Raw genomic sequence first — 15,625 nt, forward strand, 5'->3', positions numbered from 1 at the left:
TTGCGAACATTTGAAAGCCTAACCAGTACGAAAGATCGACTGGATTCGCTTCTTGCCATTGCCCGGCGGTTTTCCGACTGGTATTGCACGGATCCGGTGCGGCGCGGAGCCGGCCAGGAGGCGGGGCGCGGCCCGGGACCCGGCCCCGGTTCCGGACGTGGTTGAGCGCCCGGTCGGCCCTGCCGCCGACCGGGCGCCCGGCGCCCCGGGGGACGCGGTCGGAGCCGCTACGACCGCTGCCAGAGGGCCGGCACGTTCGGCGGCTCCCAACCGGCCATGGCGGTGTGCGCCTGGAGGCAGGTGTAGGAGACGCCGGAGTAGGTGACGCGGTCGCCCGCCTTGTACGCGGTGCCCGCGGCCCAGGTGCCGCTCGGCGGCGTGCTGGGCCCTCCGGTCGGGGTGACGGTGGGCGACGGGCTCGGCGTGCCGGGGGTCTGCGGAACGTCCAGCACGAAGTCGAAACTGGCCTCGCGGGTCTGGCCGTTCTGGCGGACGTTCATCAGCAGCCGGGGATCGTAGATGCTGTCCGTGCTGTTGCGCGGCTCGCCCGGGAAGTACAGCTGGGTGGTGATGATCGAGCGGCCGGGGGCCTGCAGCTTGACGTGCAGGTGCCGGGTGCGGCCCGGGTAGAGGCCGGGCACGATGGTGTCCAGCTTGTACGCCCCGTTGGCGTCGGTGAACTGGTGGCCGCGGAAGGTGTAGGTGACGTTGTCGTAGTTGCCGCCGTTGTCGGCCTGCCAGAAGTCCAGCAGCACACCGGAGATGGGCCGGCAGGCGCGGCCGAAGACGTAGCCGCTGACCACCAGGCGGGTGCCGGGGCCGTCGTTGACCATCGAGCTGCGCAGCGGGGAGTTGGGCTTGAAGTACGGACCCTCGATCTGCTCGACGGTGGGGGCGTCCCCGTCGTGGCACTCGGGGGTGAAGCCGATCGGTTCGCCGCTGTCGATCCGGTCCCGGGCCAGTGCGACTCCGCCGCCGACCAGCAGCGGAGCAGCCCCTAGCGCGGCGGCGGCCTTCAGTACGGTCTTGCGGCTGATCATGCCGTCGGGCGTGGGCATGCGCCGTCTCCTTCTCGTGAGGCGGGGGGTGGGGGCGGCCCTTGCCATGGTGGGGGCATGACAAGGGCCGGACCGGTCGCCCGTCCGTGCGCGCCGGGCCGGCCACCGGTGGCCAGCAGCAAAGTTACGGGCCGTCCGGCGTGACCGCGATGGACATGATCCGGGGATCGTGGTGATTTCCGTCGACCCTGGCCCGGAACTCCCCCGGGGTCATCCCGGTCTCCCGGCGGAAGAACCGGCAGAAGTACGCCGGGTCGACGAAGCCCGCCTCCTTGGAGACCTGACGAATCGTCAAATCCGTGCAGGCGAGCAGCCGTTTGGCCTCCAGGGTCTGCTGCCGGCGGATCAGGCCGCCCGGGGTCCGGCCGGTGGCCTGCTTCACCAGGGTCTGCAAGTGCCCCGGGGAGACGCCGAGTTCCTGCGCGGTGGAGGCCACCGAGTGCCGCACCCCGCCCGGCCGGGCGATCAACCGGGTGAAGGCGGCGGCCACTTCGGCCGGGCGGCTGGGCACCGTCGGACGGTCGGCCGGGGCGCAGGCGCGCAGCGCCCGGACGATCAGGATGTGCAGGCTGGCCCGCAGCACACCCTGGTAGCCCGGCGCCCTGGTCCGGTACTCGTGCTCCATGTCGGCGAGCAGCGCGGCGATCGCCCCGGCCTGCTCACCGAGCGCGAGGGCCGGGCGGGTGGCCAGGGCCCGCAGGGCGGCGAGGTCCTGGGGGTGGCCGAGCAGGAAGTCCTCGTTGAACAGGACGACCTGGCCGGTCAGCTCCTCGGCGTCCGCCCAGTAGTGCACCTGGCCGGGCGTGATCACGCACAACTGCGGTGGCGCCAGCGGCCGGTGGACGAGGTCCAGGACGTGGGCGCCGTGGCCGCCGGTGACGTGGACGATCTCGTAGAACGAGTGCCGGTGGGGGAAGCCGGCCCGCGAGAGCGGGCCGATCGCGTCGAAACTGCCGATGGCGAAGGGGAGCAACTGGGGCAGCGGGACCTGCAACCGATGCAACGGCAGGTCCGGCGTGGTCCGGGGGGTGGGGGTGGTCCGTCGCACATCCATCGGAGCAGTGTGCGACCCGTTCCGGGCACAGGTCCAGACCATCTGCCGCCGTTCTCACGGACCGGCCCGTACCGCCGGCGCTCGCGCGGCCGGCGGCAAGGACCGGTCGGCACCCCCGGCCGCACCCCGGGCCACTCCCCCGACTACACCGGCGGCCAGGGAATCGCCGGCCAGTCCTCGGGCGGCAGCGGATGCCGGCCGGAGCCCCGGAGCCCGGCCACCCGGGCCCGGGTCGCGTCCAGTTCGGCCGCCGTCAGGTGCGGGGCGAGCCGCTCGGCGAGCTCGCCGTCCAACTGCTCGGCCAGCCGGGCCAGCACCTCCAGCGCCTCGGTGGGCAGCGGGTCCCCGGCCCAGCCCCAGAGCAGGGTGCGCAGCTTGTCCTCGGTGTTGAAGGTGACACCGTGGTCGATGCCGTACACCCGGCCGTCGGCGGCCGGAATCAGGTGCCCGCCCTTGCGGTCGGCGTTGTTGAGCACCGCGTCCAGCACGGCGAGCCGGCGCAGCCGCCGGTCGTCGTGGTGCACCAGCAGGGCCGTCCGCCCGCCCTCGACCTCGGCCCGGACGATCGGCAGCCAGCCCTGCTCCGGGCCGCGCGGGTCCTGGAGCGCGAGCAGCGGCTCGGCCCCCGGGTCCGGCTCGACCCACAGCTGCACCATGCCGGGCCCGTGCGGGCCCTCGCGCAGCACGGTGGGCGGGATCAGCGCCCAGCCGGTCGCGGCGGACAGCTCGTACGCGGCGACCTCGCGGCCGGCCAGCGTGCCGTCCGGGAAGTCCCACAGCGGGCGCTCGCCGGCCACCGGCTTGTAGACGGCCTGCGCGCTCAGCGAGCCGTGCGCGACCGTGCAGTACAGCGCGGCGTTGGAGGCCTCGGTGAGGCGGCCGTGCACGGTCAGGCCGCCCTGGCGCAGCAGCGCGAGGGCGGTGGGCACGTCGGCGGCCAGCGCTGCGGCGGCCGCCGGGTCGGCCTGCGGCGGGGTGTCGGTGTTCAGCGCCGGTAGCCGTTCGCGCGCGGGCACAGGTGGCCCTCCGGGTCGAGCGGCAGGTTGCAGAACGGGCAGGGCTTGCGGCCCGCCGCGACCAGGTCCAGCGCGCGCTTGGCGAAGACCCGGGCCATCGCACCGGACAGCCGCACCCGGAGCATGTCCGGGCCGGTCTCGTCGTCGGTGAAGACCGCCTCGGCGGCGTCCTCCTCCTCCTCGTCCTCGACCAGCGCCTGGGCCTCGACCACCAGGCAGCTGTCCACGCTGTCCCAGGCCAGCGCCATGGTGCCGACCCGGAACTCCTGCTCCAGCGGGAGGTCCAGCGGGGCGGTGTCGAGCAGGTCCTTCGGGGCGGCGGCCGGGATGGCGGAGTCTCCGCCACTGCGCCGCAGCGCCTCGTCCAGGACCTCCTCGATGCGCTCGGCGAGCGCCGCGACCTGGGTCTTCTCCAGCAGCACGCTGGTGATCCGGCCCCGGGCACTGGCCTGAAGGTAGAACGCCCGGGCGCCGGGCTGGCCGACGGTGCCGGCCACGAACCGTTCGGGCTGGTCGTAGAAGTAGACCTGACGGGGCACGCTCTCGCTCCGGATCGTGTCGGTCGGCGCGGTACCGCCGGGGGCGGATCGCGGCCGGATGGACTCGTAAGTCACCCTACGACCTTCGGGCTCCGGCCGGGGAGCCGAGCCGACGGCCGCGGGCGGGGTGGCACCCGGGGAACCGACGGTGCCGCCCCGGACGGCGCCTCCCCGGACGGCCCGTCGGCGGCGTGCCTCAGACGGCGCCGCCGACCACCGCGTCACCGGTCGGGGTGGCCGCGGCCGGGTGGGGCCGGGGGGCGAGCGAGGCGAGGTCGCCGGTGTCGCCCATCCTCAGGACGAACGGCCGCTGCGGGGTGTAGCGGATCGCGGTGACCGAACAGGGCTCGACGCTGATCCGCTGGAAGTGGTCCAGGTGCAGCCCGAGCGCGTCGGCCACCACGGCCTTGATCACGTCCCCGTGCGAGCAGGCGATCCAGACCGCGTCCTCGCCGTGCTCGGCGGCGATCCTCCGGTTCCACTCGCGCACCGCGTCCACCGTGCGGTGGCTCAGCTCGCGCAGCGACTCCCCGCCGGGGAAAGCGGCCCCGGCGGCGTGGTCCTGCACGGTGCGCCAGAGCGGCTCCTTGGCCAGCTCCGCCAGCGGGCGGCCGGTCCAGTCGCCGTAGTGGCACTCCCCCAGCCGCTCGTCCTCGGTCGGCGCGCCCAGCTCGGGCCGGACCGCCAGCAGCGGCTCCAGCGTCTGCCGGCAGCGCTCCAGCGGGCTGCTGACCGCCTGCACCAGCGGGATGCCCGCCAGTCGGCCGGCCAGCGCGGCGGCCTGCGCGCGCCCGGTGTCGTCGAGGTCCACGCCGGGGGTCCAACCGGCCAGGATTCCAGCGGTGTTCGCGGTGGAGCGGCCGTGACGGACGAGCAGCAGGGTGGGCATGGGGTCAGCCTACGGCTTCCGGGCCCGGCCGTGGACCCCGGTTCTTCCGCCCGGTCGCCTCCCGGCCACCGGGAGGCCGGAAGGCCGGGCACCCCCCGGGTCCGTGCCGAACAGCCCCGCTCGGGTGACAATGGCCCGCATGATCGTCCACTGCGCCGCCTATCACGACGGCCACCGGGTCGAGGCCCCCGCGGACCTGGCCGGTGCGCTCGCCGCCGCCCGCGCGGCCGGTCCGGACGGCTTCGTCTGGATAGGCCTGTTCGAGCCCACCGCCGAGGAACTCGACCACGTCGGCAAGGAGTTCGCGCTGCACCCGCTGGCCGTCGAGGACGCCGTCAGCGCCCACCAGCGCCCCAAGGTGGAGGCCTACCAGGGCTCGCTGTTCGTCACCCTGAAGACCCTCGGCTACCACCCCGGCGGTCACGTCGTGACGGTCGGCGAGGTGATGGTCTTCCTCGGCCCGGACTTCGTGATGACCGTCCGGCACGGCGAGGACAGCCCGCTCAGCGGCCTGCGGGCCGCCCTGGAGCAGGATCCCGAGCAACTGCGCTACGGGCCCAGCTCGGTGCTGCACTCGGTCTGCGACACCGTCGTGGACGGCTACATGGAGGTGGCCACCGCACTCCAGACCGACCTGGACGAGCTGGAGGCGGACATCTTCTCCCCCGGCCGGGTCGGCCGCGACACCGCCGGCCGGATCTACGGCTACAAGCGCCAGGTCATGTCCGTGCGCAGGGCCACCGGACCGCTGCTGGAACCGATGCTGGCCCTGGAACGCGGCGCCCGCTTCGTCCGCCCCGAGACCGCGCCCTACCTGCGGGACGTCGCCGACCACGTGGCCCGGGTGAACGACCAGGTGGACGGCATGGACCGGCTGCTGTCCGACATCCTGAACGCCAACCTGGCGCAGGTCAGCGTCCAGCAGAACAACGACATGCGGAAGATCTCGGCCTGGGCGGCGCTGGCCGCCGTACCGACGATGATCGCGGGCATCTACGGGATGAACTTCGACCACATGCCCGAACTGCACCAGGTCTGGGGGTACCCGGCGGTGCTGGTGCTGATGGTGGTGGTCTGCCTGGTGCTGCACCGGGTGTTCAAGCGGCACGACTGGCTGTAGTGCCGCTCCCCCACCGGCCGTCCGGTTGGTCGGGCCCGTCCGGTTCGTCGGGCCCGTCCCGTCCGTGCTGTCCCGTCAGGCCAGTCCGGCGCGCTCCAGCGCCTCGACACCGGTGCGCAGCGCCAGGATCCGCTCGTCCAGGGTGAATCCGGACGGGGCCAGGGTGAGCGTGGTGACGCCCGCCTCCGCGTAGGCCTGCATCCGGTCGGCGATCCGGGCGGTGTCGCCGATCAGCGAGGTGGCGTCGATCAGGTCGTGCGGGACGGCGGCCGCGGCACCCGCGTAGTCCCTGGCGAGGTACTTCTCCTGGATCTCGTCGGCGGCCTGCTCGTAACCCATCCGCCGGGCGAGCTGGTTGTAGAAGTTCTTCTCCTTGCTGCCCATGCCGCCGATGTAGAGCGCGGCGTACGAGCGCAGGCCGTCCACGCCGGCCTTGATGTCCTCGCCGACCGCGAGGTTCACGGTCGGGCAGAGGTCGAAGCCCTCCAGCGTCCTCCCGGACTTGGCGCGGCCGGCCGTCAGCGGGTCGACGGAGAGCGCGGCGTGCTCGGGCGAGAAGAAGATGCCGAGCCAGCCGTCGGCGATCTCACCGGTCAGCTCCAGGTTCTTCGGGCCGATCGCCGCGATGTACAGCGGGATGTGCTCGCGCACCGGGTGCACGGTGAGCTTGATCGGCTTGCCGGGGCCGCCGGGCAGCGGCAGCGTCCAGTGCGCGCCCTCGTGCACCAGGCGCTCGCGGGACATCGCCTTGCGGATGATCTCCACGTACTCGCGGGTGCGGGCGAGCGGCTTGTCGAACTTCACGCCGTACCAGCCCTCGGACACCTGCGGGCCCGAGACGCCGAGGCCGAGCCGGAACCGGCCGCCGGACAGGGTGTCCAGGGTCGCGGCGGTCATCGCGGTCATGGCCGGGGTACGGGCCGGGATCTGGAAGATGGCCGAGCCGACGTCGATCCGCTCGGTCTTCGCGGCGACGAAGCTGAGCACCGTCGCGGCGTCCGAGCCGTACGCCTCCGCCGCCCAGCAGACCGAGTAGCCGAGCCGGTCCGCCTCCTGGGCGACGGCGATGTTGTCGGCGTCCATGCCGAGCCCCCAGTAGCCGAGGTTGATCCCGAGTCGCATCTGCCGCACCTTCCAGTGGGTTGGGGTTGCCAGCGAGGGTAGCCGTGCCCGCGCCGAACATGCTACTGACGGGTAGGAGTGGGTTGGGTCACACCGGTGCTGTTGATCGTTCTGCGGGTCGGCACCTCCGCCCGCGCACCGGCCGCTACGCTCAGCCGACGTGGGGAGCGCTCTCCCCACCTGCGCGTTCACAGGGCTGCCGGGCCTCCCGGGGCCACCGGCCAGTGAAGGGCCCGTCCGATGGAAAAGCGTCACCTCGGCCGCACCGGCCTGCAGGTCTCCCGGCTCGGCCTCGGCACCATGACCTGGGGCCGCGACACCGACGAGCACGAGGCAGCGGAGCAGCTCAAGGAGTTCGTCGACGCCGGCGGCAACCTGATCGACACCGCCGACGTGTACGCGGACGGCGGCGCCGAGTACCTGATCTCCCGGCTCACCGACAGCCTGATCCCCCGCTCCGAGCTCGTCATCGCCACCAAGGCCGGCAGCGTCCCGGAGTCCGCCCGCCGCTTCGACGGCTCGCGCGGCCACCTGCTCGCCGCCCTGGACGCCTCGCTGCGCCGGCTCGGCACCGACCACGTCGACCTGTGGCAGGTGCACTCCTTCGACCCGGCGACCCCGGTCGAGGAGACGCTCAGCGCCCTCGACATCGCCGTCTCCTCCGGGCGCGCCCGCTACGTCGGGGTCTGCGACTTCAGCGGCTGGCAGCTCGCCAAGACCGCCACCTGGCAGCACGCCCACCACGGGCGGGCACCGCTGGCCGGGGCGCAACTGGAGTACTCGCTGCTGCAGCGCGGCATCGAGCGGGAGGCGCTGCCCGCCGCTCTGGACGCCGGGGTCGGGGTGCTGGCCGGCTCGCCGCTCGGGCGCGGGGTGCTCACCGGCAAGTACCGGCACGGCGTCCCGCAGGACTCGCGCGGCGCCTCGCCGTACCTGACCGGGTTCGTCCAGCCGTACCTCGGGGAGCGCTCCCGACGGATCGTGGACGCCCTCGCCACCGCCGCCGACGGGCTCGCCAGCAGCCCGCTGGCGGTCGCGCTGGCCTGGGTCCGGGACCGGCCCGGGGTGGCGAGCGCCCTGGTCGGGGCCCGGACGGTGGCCCAGCTGCAGGCGGCACTGTCGGTGGAGGCGCTTACGCTTCCGGATGAGATCCGTGGTGCGCTGGACGACATCTCGTCGCCGGTGCACCACTACCCGGACCAGGGGTGGACCGAGCTGTGACCCCCGGCCCGGGTTGTCGAGCAGAACCTGCAGTGGAGTGACCTTGGAGCGGACGACGATGACTGACACGGGGAACGGCGCTCCGGAGGTGACCGCCGGGGCCCGGTTGACCCCGGAGGCGAAGGCCGCGAAGTTCGCGGAGCTGGCCCAGCGGATCCGCGAAATGCAGCCGGAGGACGCCGCGGACCGTGCCGCACGGGCGGGCGCCGCCCGCGCGGAGGCCTCGATGGCGGACGCCCCGCCCGCGGAGGCCCCGACGGCGGAGGTCCCGGAGGCGGAAGGGTCGGAGCCCGGAGGCTCGGAGCCCGGGGAGTCGGAGCCGGCCGCTCCGGCCCCGGTCCCGGCCGCGCCCGTTCCCGTCCCGGCCGCCCCCGCTCCCGCCCCGGCCGCCCCCGCCCCGGTGGTGTCCGACCGGCAGCGCGACGAGGTGCTCCGCGCCACCGTCGAGGTGCTGACCGCCGGCGGCGCCCCGGCCGACCTGGCGACCGCCGCCGTGGCCGCGCTCGGCGAGGAGGCACCCGCACGACTGCGCAAGGACCCGTGGGCGGTGCTGGGACTGCCCGGCGTCCGGCCCGAGCACGCGGACGGCTTCGCCCGGGAGCTGCTCGGCCCCGGAGCCGGCCCCGGCGACGAGCGCCGCGCCCGCGCACTGGTGCCGTGGCTGCTGGAGCAGGCGGCGCTGCGCGGGCACTCGGCCCAGGAACTCGCCGAGGTGGCGGCCGGGCTCGACCGGCTCCGGATGCCCGAGCCGGCCACCGCGATCCAGGCCGCCGTCGAGGACGGGCGAGTGCTGTCCTTCCAGGAAGAGCTGACCGGCCCCGAGGCTCACGCGGCGGGGGGCGACGAGGAGGACGAGGCGCCGACCCGGACGCTGCTCGCCCTGGCGGGGCTGGCGATGGCCGAGGACAGCCTCGCCGAGAAGCTGCTCCAGCTGATGGCCACCTTCGTGCCGGGCGAGGACGCCGAGGACACCGAGGACGCGGCCGAGGCTGCCGACGGGTCCGAGGACGCCGACGAATCCGGGAAGGCGGCCACCGACGCGGAGGCAGCGGCAGAGGCCACCGAGGCCACCGCCGAACAGCCCCCCGTCGCCCCCGGCCCGGCCGCCTGGGCGGCCGCCGCCGAGGCGGCGCCGTCCTCCTCCTCGACCGCCCTGATCAAGGCCGTCGCCGAGCACGCCCTGGTGCTGCACACCGGCGGCGAGGCGGCCCGCGCCGAGCCGGCCGTACTGGTCGCCGCAGCCCGCGGCCTCGGGCTGCGGGCCTGGGCCGCCACCTGGACCGACCAGGGCCGGGATTCCTTCGCCGCACTCGCCCGGGCCGGAGCCGGCGCCGAGGCCCCCGTGGTCACCCTCGCCGAGCTGCTCTCCGGTGCCGCCGGCCCCGGCCGCGCCCCGGACGGCACGCTCGCCCTGGACCTGCTGGTCGTGCTGGACGCCCCGCTGCTGGACGTCGAACTGGCCGCCACCGTCCTGGAGTCGCTGGCCGACGGCACCCGGCTGGTGCTCAGCGGGGACCCGGGCCAGCTCTGGTCGGCTGGCCCCGGCCGGTTCTTCGCCGACCTGCTGGCCGCCAAGGCCTGCCCGGCGGTCTCCTCCCGCACCCCGGACTTCGGCCCGATCGGCGAGCTGGTCTCCGGCATCGGCGTCGGCGAGCTCCAGCCGGTCGAGGCGCCGGACAAGGAGGTGGTCATCCTGACCGCCAAGGACGCCGGCGAGGCCGTCCACCGCGCCGTCCAGCTGCTCACCGACTCCATTCCGCGCGCGCTGGGCATCCCGGTCGAGCAGGTGGTGCTGCTCACCCCGGGCCACGGCGGCCCGGCCGGCACCCGCGCGCTGAACGCCGCCGCCAAGGCCCGGCTCAACCCCGGCCCCGGCCGCTTCGGCGGCTTCGACCCGGGCGACCGGGTGGTCGACTCCCCGGCTCCCGGCATCACCCGCCCGGCCCGGGTGCTGGACGGCGACGCCGCCGGTCTGCACCTGGAGTACGCGGACGGCTCGCACCGGACCGTCCCGCCGGCCGAGGCCGCCCGACTGCGGCACGGCTGGGCGCTGACCGTCCACCAGGCGCTCGGCCGGCGCTGGCCCGGCGCGGTCGTGGTGCTCCCGGAGGACGCCGCCCCGGCGCTCACCCGGCAGTGGGTCTACACCGCCTTCAGCCGCGGCGAGCGGCACCTGTCCGTGGTGCACGCGGCGGGCCCGGCGCTGGCCCAGGCCGTCGCCAAGCGCCCGGCGCAGCCGCGCACCACCCGGCTGCGGGCGGTCCTCGCCGAGAACGCCGCCGCCTCCGAGTACTGAGCGGCGTCCGGCCGGCGGGCCGCCGGCCGGAACGCACGACGGGCGGGCCCCGGTGATCCCGGGCCCGCCCGTCGGCCGTCCTGCACGGCGTCAGTCGTCCGGATCCTCGTCGTCGTAGACCTCGCTCACGTCGAACCGGCAGATCAGCAGCTGCGGGTCGGCGTGCTCGAAGGGTTCGGGCAGCCACTCGCCCGGCTCGGTCGGCTCGGTGGCCGCGACCCAGAGCGTCGAGTCGGCCTCCTCCAGGCCGAACTCCTCGCTGCGGGCGGCGATCTCGTCGGGCTCGTACTCGCCGAACAGCACGCCGATCGCGGCGTTCACCCCGCCCGCTCCGGCTCCGCCCGGGGTCAGCGACTCGTCCAGCCGCTCGGCCTGGGCACGCAGTCGCTCGGGGTCGACGACGTGGTAGTCGCGGCGGATCAACACGCTGATCGCCTCGGGCTGTTCGGGGCCGTGGTACCCGCCGGGGCCCTCGTCCCCGGGGATCTCGAAGGGCGTCACCTCGTCGTAGGCCTCGTACAGGAGCTGGTCGTAGGCGATGGCCGCCGTGGCGAGCTGCTCGTACGCGGCGGAAACGGCGGGATCATCGGCTGCGTTGGGGCTTGACACCGCTTCCAGATGACGATCGATGGCGGCCTTGACCGCCTCAGCGGCGGCGCGTACCTCGGCAATGGTGGGCTGCGCGGCATCAGACATGGTGCAGACGCTATCTCCCCGCGGTGTCGGTACGCACAGCGGTTGTCACCTCCACCCGCGTTTTCACCGCAACTTCCCCCCTGATGTCCGATCCGTGCCACTTCGTCCCCACGCGGCACCGGCGCGAAACGGGCGCGGAGGGCGCGCACCGGACCCGACGGGGTCGTCCGGGTGCGGCTTCGCGCGCCGGGATCGGGGTATCCCTTCCCCAGTGGCAACAGGACTGATGCGCTGTCAGCCGACGGCCCGGGTCATGCCTCTTCCGGCCGCCGCCTCCGCGCGGGAGGGACGGCCGGAAATACCCGGGCCGACCGTCCGGGGCAGGCCGTAGGCTTGCCCGAAGGTGATCCCCAGGAGGAGCGTTTTGACCCCACTGAAGCCGGTCCGGCAGCCGGAGTACGAGTACCAGTCCCTGCGCATGCCGCGCGGCACCACGCGCAACGCGGCGCGCCAACTGCTCACCGAGCACGCCGAGTACGGGCACTGGGAGCTCGACCGACTCAAGCTGTTCCCCGACGGCAGCCGGACGGTCCGGCTGAAGCGGCGGATCATCCGGCAGGTCCGGAGCTGGTGACGAGCGGGGCACCGGCGCCCCGGGCGGGCCTCGCGTCGAGCCTCCACGCGCCCGCGGCCGCCCGTTCGCCCGGCGGCCGCGGGTGGGTCGTTCCCGCTACGGGTGCGCGCGCGTCCGGTTCAGCGCGCGCCCCCGTCCCCGGTCGGCCGGGTCAGCGGACTCCGGCCCGGGCCCGGCGGTAGAGCACGCCACCACCGAGCATCAGCGCGAGACCGGCGGCACCGAGCAGCTCGACGCCGCCGGCGCCGGTGGAGGCCAGCTGAGCGGTCGGGGCGACCGTGGCGGCCTTGACCGCCTTGGCGGGTGCCACGACGGCCTGCTCGGCCGAGACGGGCGGGACGCTGTTGCGCGCGACGCTCGTCACCTCCTCGGAGGAGACCTTCGGCGGGGTCGGGCAGGCCTCCACGCAGCCCTCGACCGGCTTCGGGGTGGGCTTCGGGGCGACCTTGGCCACGTTCACGCAGTCGTTGCCGAAGGCCGGGTTGCCGACGCCGACCACGTTGACCGAGTTGCCGCAGGCGTTGACCGGGACGTCCACCGGCGCCTGGACGCTGTTGCCGGAGAGCACGCCCGGCGAGTTGGCGGCGACGCCCGAGGCGCTCGCGCCCGGCACCGTGGCGCCCGGCACGGTGGCACCCGGGACCGCGCTACCCGGGACCTTGGCACCCTGGCCGGCGCCGGTGCCGGAAGCGTCGGCGCCGCCCACGCCGCCGGCGGGACGGCTGCCGTCGGCGTGACCGCCGCCGGTGGCGCCCGAGCCGCCGGGCATGCCGTGCTGGACGGGCTTGGACGCCGGGTGACCCCCGCCGCCGTTGACGTTGGCGCAGTGGTTGCCGTAGGACGGGTTCAGCAAGCCGATCACGTCGACCGTATTGCCGCAGGCATTGATCGGCACCTGGATCGGCACCTGGACCGAGTTGCCCGAGACGACGCCGGACGAACCGACGGCACCCCCCTGCGCTTCGGCTCCTCCCGCATAGGCGTAGCCGGCGGCCGAGGCCAGCACACTGCCCGTGGCCACCGCCGTGAGGATCCCCTTCTTGGCTACATTCCTCATTTTTTCCCCTGACATTTCGAGACGACGTGTCGACCTTGACATGAACCTTCAAAAAAGTCGGAATTTCCGTATATCCGTAAATCACGCAAGGGCTTCGGCTGCACACGAGTTAACGAGAGGCGAACGGGGAGGTTGAGCCGAACGAATCGGCTTCACCCGATCGAGCGATCGTGTCGGACCTCGTGTATCCGGCGGGCGCCCGGGCCCGGAGCGGGTCCGACCCGCACCTGACCGCCGGGAACGCGAACGCCCCCGGCGCGGCGCGTCCGCCGCCCGGGGGCCGGTTGCGAATCGGCTCAACAGGCCTCGACGGCCCGGAGGTCGAATCAGACGTTGGCGCAGTGGTTGCCGAACGCCGGGTTCAGCACGCCGATGACGCTGATGGTGTTGCCGCAGAGGTTGACCGGGACGTGCACCGGAACCTGGATCTGGTTGCCCGAGAGGACACCCGGGGAGCCGGCGGCCACACCCTCGGCACCGGCGTGAGCGGACGCGACACCGGCGGCGGCGAGCACCAGACCACCGGTGGCGGCGGCGACAGCGGCGATCTTCTTGACCTTCATCATTCCTCCTGTATGGACAACGCAACCCGTTCGGCGGGCTGCACAGGGATGAACGACGCTGCGGCAAACGGGGTACGGAACAGATCTCCCATTCACCCGCAACGGTGAGGTCTCGCACACATGATCAGCCTGGGATTTCCGGCAGAATCGCTTCTGTCGATCTTCCTTTCCCCATCTCACAATCATCAGCTCCGACAATGCGCTCGGCCCGCCCCCGGCATTCCGGGAGCGGGCCGACCCAGTCGCCTGATCAGGGGCTTCAGCAGGCGTCGATGAACCGGTCCAGCACCCGGGCACCGAACTTCAGGCCGTCCACCGGCACCCGCTCGTCCACACCGTGGAACATCCCGGCGAAGTCCAGCTCCGGCGGCAGCTGGAGCGGCGCGAAGCCGAAGCAGCGGATGCCGAGGTCCTGGAACGACTTGGCGTCCGTCCCGCCCGACAGGCAGTACGGCACCGCGCGGGCGATCGGGTCCTCGGCGCGCAGCGCGGTCTGCATCGCCTCCACCAGGGCGCCGTCGAAGCCGGTCTCGATCGCCTTGTCCGAGTGCAGGCTCTCGCGCTTCACGCGCGGGCCGAGCACGCTGTCCAGCTCGGCCAGGAACTCCTCCTCGTAGCCGGGCAGGAAGCGCCCGTCCACGTGCGCGGTGGCCTGACCGGGGATCACGTTCACCTTGTAGCCGGCGCCGAGCATGGTCGGCTGGGCGGTGTTGCGCAGCGTGGTGCCGATCATCTTGGCGATGCCGCCGAGCACGCGCAGCGTCTCGTCCATGTTCTCCGGGTCCAGCTCGACCCCGAGCGCGTCCGACAGCTCGTCCAGGAAGGCCCGGACGGTCTTGGTGATCCGCAGCGGGAACTGGTGCCGGCCGAGCCGGGCGACCGCCTCGCACAGCTCGGTGATCGCGTTGTCGTCGTTCTCCATCGAGCCGTGGCCGGCCCGGCCCTCGACCGTCAGGCGCATCCAGTGCATGCCCTTCTCGGCCGTCTCCACCAGGTAGAGGCGGACCTGGTCGTTGACCGTGAAGGAGAAGCCGCCGACCTCGCCGATCGCCTCGGTCACGCCCTCGAACAGCCCCGGGTGCTTGTCCACCAGGAAGCGCGCCCCGTAGGTGCCGCCGGCCTCCTCGTCGGCGAGGAAGGCCAGCACGATGTCGCGCGGGGGCTTGCGCCCGGTGCGCAGCCGGTCGCGGACGACCGCCAGGGTCATCGCGTCCATGTCCTTCATGTCGACCGCGCCGCGCCCCCAGACGCAGCCGTCCGCGATCTCGCCGCCGAACGGGTCGTGGGTCCAGTCCGCGGCGTTGGCCGGCACCACGTCGGTGTGGCCGTGGATCAGCAGGCCCGGACGGGAGCGGTCCTCGCCCTCGATCCGGACCACCGTCGACGCCCGGCCCTTGGCGGACTCGAAGATCTTCGGTTCGAGCCCGAACTCGGCGAGCTGCTCGGCCACGTACTCGGCCGCCTTCCGCTCCCCCGGGCCGGAGCCGTCCCCGTAGTTGCTGGTGTCGATCCGGATCAGATCGCGACAGATCTCGGCGACCTCGGACTCAGCCGTCACCTTCGGTGCCGCCGACTCGCTCCGCTCGTTCACGGTCACTCCTCGTCTTGGGCCCGCACCGACGCACCAGCGCGCCACCCCCAGGACCTGCACCCGGGCCGTACGAGCACGTCCGCCCATCCTCCCCCAGCCCCGGATCCCGATCCACCCCCCGCGCGCTCCCGAAACCCCCTGGTCACGCCCCCGCCACACGCCACCCCTTGCCACCGCCACCGGTCGCACCGGCCGACCGGGAATCGTTTTGGGACCCCAAGCCGATCTTTGCTACAGTTACATCTGTCAGCGCGACGGACGAGAGATCGGAAGCCGCGAGGACGACACCCGGTCCGGGTGGCGGAATGGCAGACGCGCTAGCTTGAGGTGCTAGTGCCCTTTATCGGGCGTGGGGGTTCAAGTCCCCCCTCGGACACCGAAAAAGGCCCCAGTTGATCTGGGGCCTTTTTGCTTTTCGGCCGCGGTTCTCCGCCGTGAAGCGACCGGCCGGACGCCCGTACGCCGGATGCCCGGCCGGTGGGTACCGGCCGGGCATCCGGATGGGCCTGGCCCGACGGGACGGTGTCGGGGTCACGCCCAAAACGGCGGGATTCGGTCAGCCCTGGTGGGCGGCGGGAGCGGCAGCGGCAGGAGCGGCAGCGGCGGGAGCCTCGGCCGCCGGGACGGCAGCGGCGGGGGCCGCGGCAGCCGGAGCCTCGGCCGCCGGAGCGGCAGCGGCGGGGGCAACCTCAGTCGCCGGGACGGCCGCCGGAGCAACCTCGGCCGCCGGGACAGCCGCCGGAGCAACCTCGGCCGCCGGGACAGCCGCCGGAGCAACCTCGGCCGCCGGGACAGCCGCCGGAGCAACCTCGGCCGCCGGGACAGCCGC

At 73.7% G+C, this 15,625-nt stretch carries 15 protein-coding genes and 1 tRNA gene; 6 read left to right on the forward strand and 10 right to left on the reverse strand.

All coding sequences use genetic code 11. The features are described 5' to 3' along the window. Nucleotides 1-227 precede the first annotated feature (227 nt). From ACFVUY_RS34665 to ACFVUY_RS34685, 5 genes are all read right to left on the reverse strand, one after another. Nucleotides 228-1,058 (reverse strand): carbohydrate-binding protein, encoded by an 831-nt coding sequence (locus tag ACFVUY_RS34665; protein ID WP_359901216.1) that lies wholly within the window; start codon nt 1,056-1,058, stop codon nt 228-230. Between the two features lie 124 nt (nt 1,059-1,182). Next, nucleotides 1,183-2,112 carry an AraC family transcriptional regulator gene (locus tag ACFVUY_RS34670; RefSeq protein ID WP_387692983.1) on the reverse strand — a complete coding sequence of 310 codons (930 nt, stop codon included), beginning with the start codon at nt 2,110-2,112 and terminating at the stop codon, nt 1,183-1,185. 143 nt (nt 2,113-2,255) lie between these two features. Beyond that, nucleotides 2,256-3,053, reverse strand: coding sequence for an SCO1664 family protein (locus ACFVUY_RS34675; protein WP_359901268.1), 798 nt, complete (start codon nt 3,051-3,053; stop codon nt 2,256-2,258). A 44-nt stretch (nt 3,054-3,097) separates the two neighbouring features. Beyond that, on the reverse strand, nt 3,098-3,667 hold the full coding sequence (locus ACFVUY_RS34680; RefSeq protein WP_387692981.1) for a DUF3090 domain-containing protein: 570 nt from the start codon (nt 3,665-3,667) through the stop codon (nt 3,098-3,100). A gap of 196 nt (nt 3,668-3,863) precedes the next feature. Next, nucleotides 3,864-4,556: an MSMEG_4193 family putative phosphomutase gene (locus tag ACFVUY_RS34685; RefSeq protein WP_387692979.1), complete on the reverse strand. Its 693-nt coding sequence runs from the start codon at nt 4,554-4,556 to the stop codon at nt 3,864-3,866. 139 nt (nt 4,557-4,695) lie between these two features. On the opposite strand from ACFVUY_RS34685, the gene ACFVUY_RS34690 reads away from it, so the two are divergent. Then, nucleotides 4,696-5,676, forward strand: coding sequence for a magnesium and cobalt transport protein CorA (locus ACFVUY_RS34690; RefSeq protein WP_387692977.1), 981 nt, complete (start codon nt 4,696-4,698; stop codon nt 5,674-5,676). Between the two features lie 75 nt (nt 5,677-5,751). On the opposite strand, the gene ACFVUY_RS34695 is transcribed toward ACFVUY_RS34690, so the two are convergent. Next, entirely contained in the window at nt 5,752-6,798 is a 1,047-nt protein-coding gene (locus tag ACFVUY_RS34695) for an LLM class F420-dependent oxidoreductase (protein WP_387692975.1), read from the reverse strand. Nucleotides 6,799-7,038: 240 nt separating this feature from the next. Between ACFVUY_RS34695 and ACFVUY_RS34700 the strand changes: the two genes are divergently transcribed. Together ACFVUY_RS34700 and ACFVUY_RS34705 are read left to right on the forward strand one after the other, a co-directional pair. After that, nucleotides 7,039-8,019, forward strand: a complete 981-nt coding sequence (locus ACFVUY_RS34700; protein WP_359901232.1) for an aldo/keto reductase — start codon at nt 7,039-7,041, stop codon at nt 8,017-8,019. A 58-nt stretch (nt 8,020-8,077) separates the two neighbouring features. Next, nucleotides 8,078-10,315: an ATP-binding domain-containing protein gene (locus ACFVUY_RS34705; protein WP_387736269.1), complete on the forward strand. Its 2,238-nt coding sequence runs from the start codon at nt 8,078-8,080 to the stop codon at nt 10,313-10,315. A gap of 90 nt (nt 10,316-10,405) precedes the next feature. Here ACFVUY_RS34705 and ACFVUY_RS34710 read toward each other — a convergent pair whose 3' ends face one another. Next, a complete protein-coding gene (locus ACFVUY_RS34710; RefSeq protein WP_380554277.1) occupies nt 10,406-11,011 on the reverse strand; it encodes a hypothetical protein in 606 nt (201 codons plus the stop codon). A gap of 373 nt (nt 11,012-11,384) precedes the next feature. Here ACFVUY_RS34710 and ACFVUY_RS34715 point away from each other — a divergent pair, with 373 nt between their 5' ends. Beyond that, nucleotides 11,385-11,585, forward strand: coding sequence for a DUF5703 family protein (locus ACFVUY_RS34715; RefSeq protein ID WP_387695935.1), 201 nt, complete (start codon nt 11,385-11,387; stop codon nt 11,583-11,585). Between the two features lie 151 nt (nt 11,586-11,736). Here ACFVUY_RS34715 and ACFVUY_RS34720 read toward each other — a convergent pair whose 3' ends face one another. The 3 genes from ACFVUY_RS34720 to ACFVUY_RS34730 form a co-directional block, all read right to left on the reverse strand. Beyond that, nucleotides 11,737-12,606, reverse strand: a complete 870-nt coding sequence (locus ACFVUY_RS34720) for a chaplin (RefSeq protein WP_387695932.1) — start codon at nt 12,604-12,606, stop codon at nt 11,737-11,739. A 362-nt stretch (nt 12,607-12,968) separates the two neighbouring features. Beyond that, entirely contained in the window at nt 12,969-13,208 is a 240-nt protein-coding gene (locus ACFVUY_RS34725) for a chaplin (protein WP_359901243.1), read from the reverse strand. Between the two features lie 256 nt (nt 13,209-13,464). Further along, on the reverse strand, nt 13,465-14,796 hold the full coding sequence (locus tag ACFVUY_RS34730) for a M20/M25/M40 family metallo-hydrolase (protein ID WP_387695929.1): 1,332 nt from the start codon (nt 14,794-14,796) through the stop codon (nt 13,465-13,467). A 291-nt stretch (nt 14,797-15,087) separates the two neighbouring features. Between ACFVUY_RS34730 and ACFVUY_RS34735 the strand changes: the two genes are divergently transcribed. Beyond that, a tRNA-Leu gene (locus ACFVUY_RS34735) sits at nt 15,088-15,172 on the forward strand. Nucleotides 15,173-15,361: 189 nt separating this feature from the next. After that, a partial coding sequence (locus ACFVUY_RS34740) for a hypothetical protein (RefSeq protein WP_387736272.1) occupies nt 15,362-15,625 on the forward strand: 264 nt, incomplete at its 3' end.

The sequence above is a fragment of the Kitasatospora sp. NPDC058063 genome (assembly GCF_042885395.1).
Lineage (GTDB): Bacteria > Actinomycetota > Actinomycetes > Streptomycetales > Streptomycetaceae > Kitasatospora > Kitasatospora lactacystinica.

What these genes read in the sequence shown, in the direction of transcription:
- ACFVUY_RS34725 (WP_359901243.1), bottom strand. Translation starts at nt 13,208, where the DNA reads ATGATGAAGGTCAAGAAGATCGCCGCTGTCGCCGCCGCCACCGGTGGT.
- ACFVUY_RS34665 (WP_359901216.1), bottom strand. Translation starts at nt 1,058, where the DNA reads ATGCCCACGCCCGACGGCATGATCAGCCGCAAGACCGTACTGAAGGCC.
- ACFVUY_RS34700 (WP_359901232.1), top strand. Translation starts at nt 7,039, where the DNA reads ATGGAAAAGCGTCACCTCGGCCGCACCGGCCTGCAGGTCTCCCGGCTC.
- ACFVUY_RS34710 (WP_380554277.1), bottom strand. Translation starts at nt 11,011, where the DNA reads ATGTCTGATGCCGCGCAGCCCACCATTGCCGAGGTACGCGCCGCCGCT.
- ACFVUY_RS34685 (WP_387692979.1), bottom strand. Translation starts at nt 4,556, where the DNA reads ATGCCCACCCTGCTGCTCGTCCGTCACGGCCGCTCCACCGCGAACACC.
- ACFVUY_RS34670 (WP_387692983.1), bottom strand. Translation starts at nt 2,112, where the DNA reads ATGGATGTGCGACGGACCACCCCCACCCCCCGGACCACGCCGGACCTG.
- ACFVUY_RS34690 (WP_387692977.1), top strand. Translation starts at nt 4,696, where the DNA reads ATGATCGTCCACTGCGCCGCCTATCACGACGGCCACCGGGTCGAGGCC.
- ACFVUY_RS34695 (WP_387692975.1), bottom strand. Translation starts at nt 6,798, where the DNA reads ATGCGACTCGGGATCAACCTCGGCTACTGGGGGCTCGGCATGGACGCC.
- ACFVUY_RS34705 (WP_387736269.1), top strand. Translation starts at nt 8,078, where the DNA reads ATGACTGACACGGGGAACGGCGCTCCGGAGGTGACCGCCGGGGCCCGG.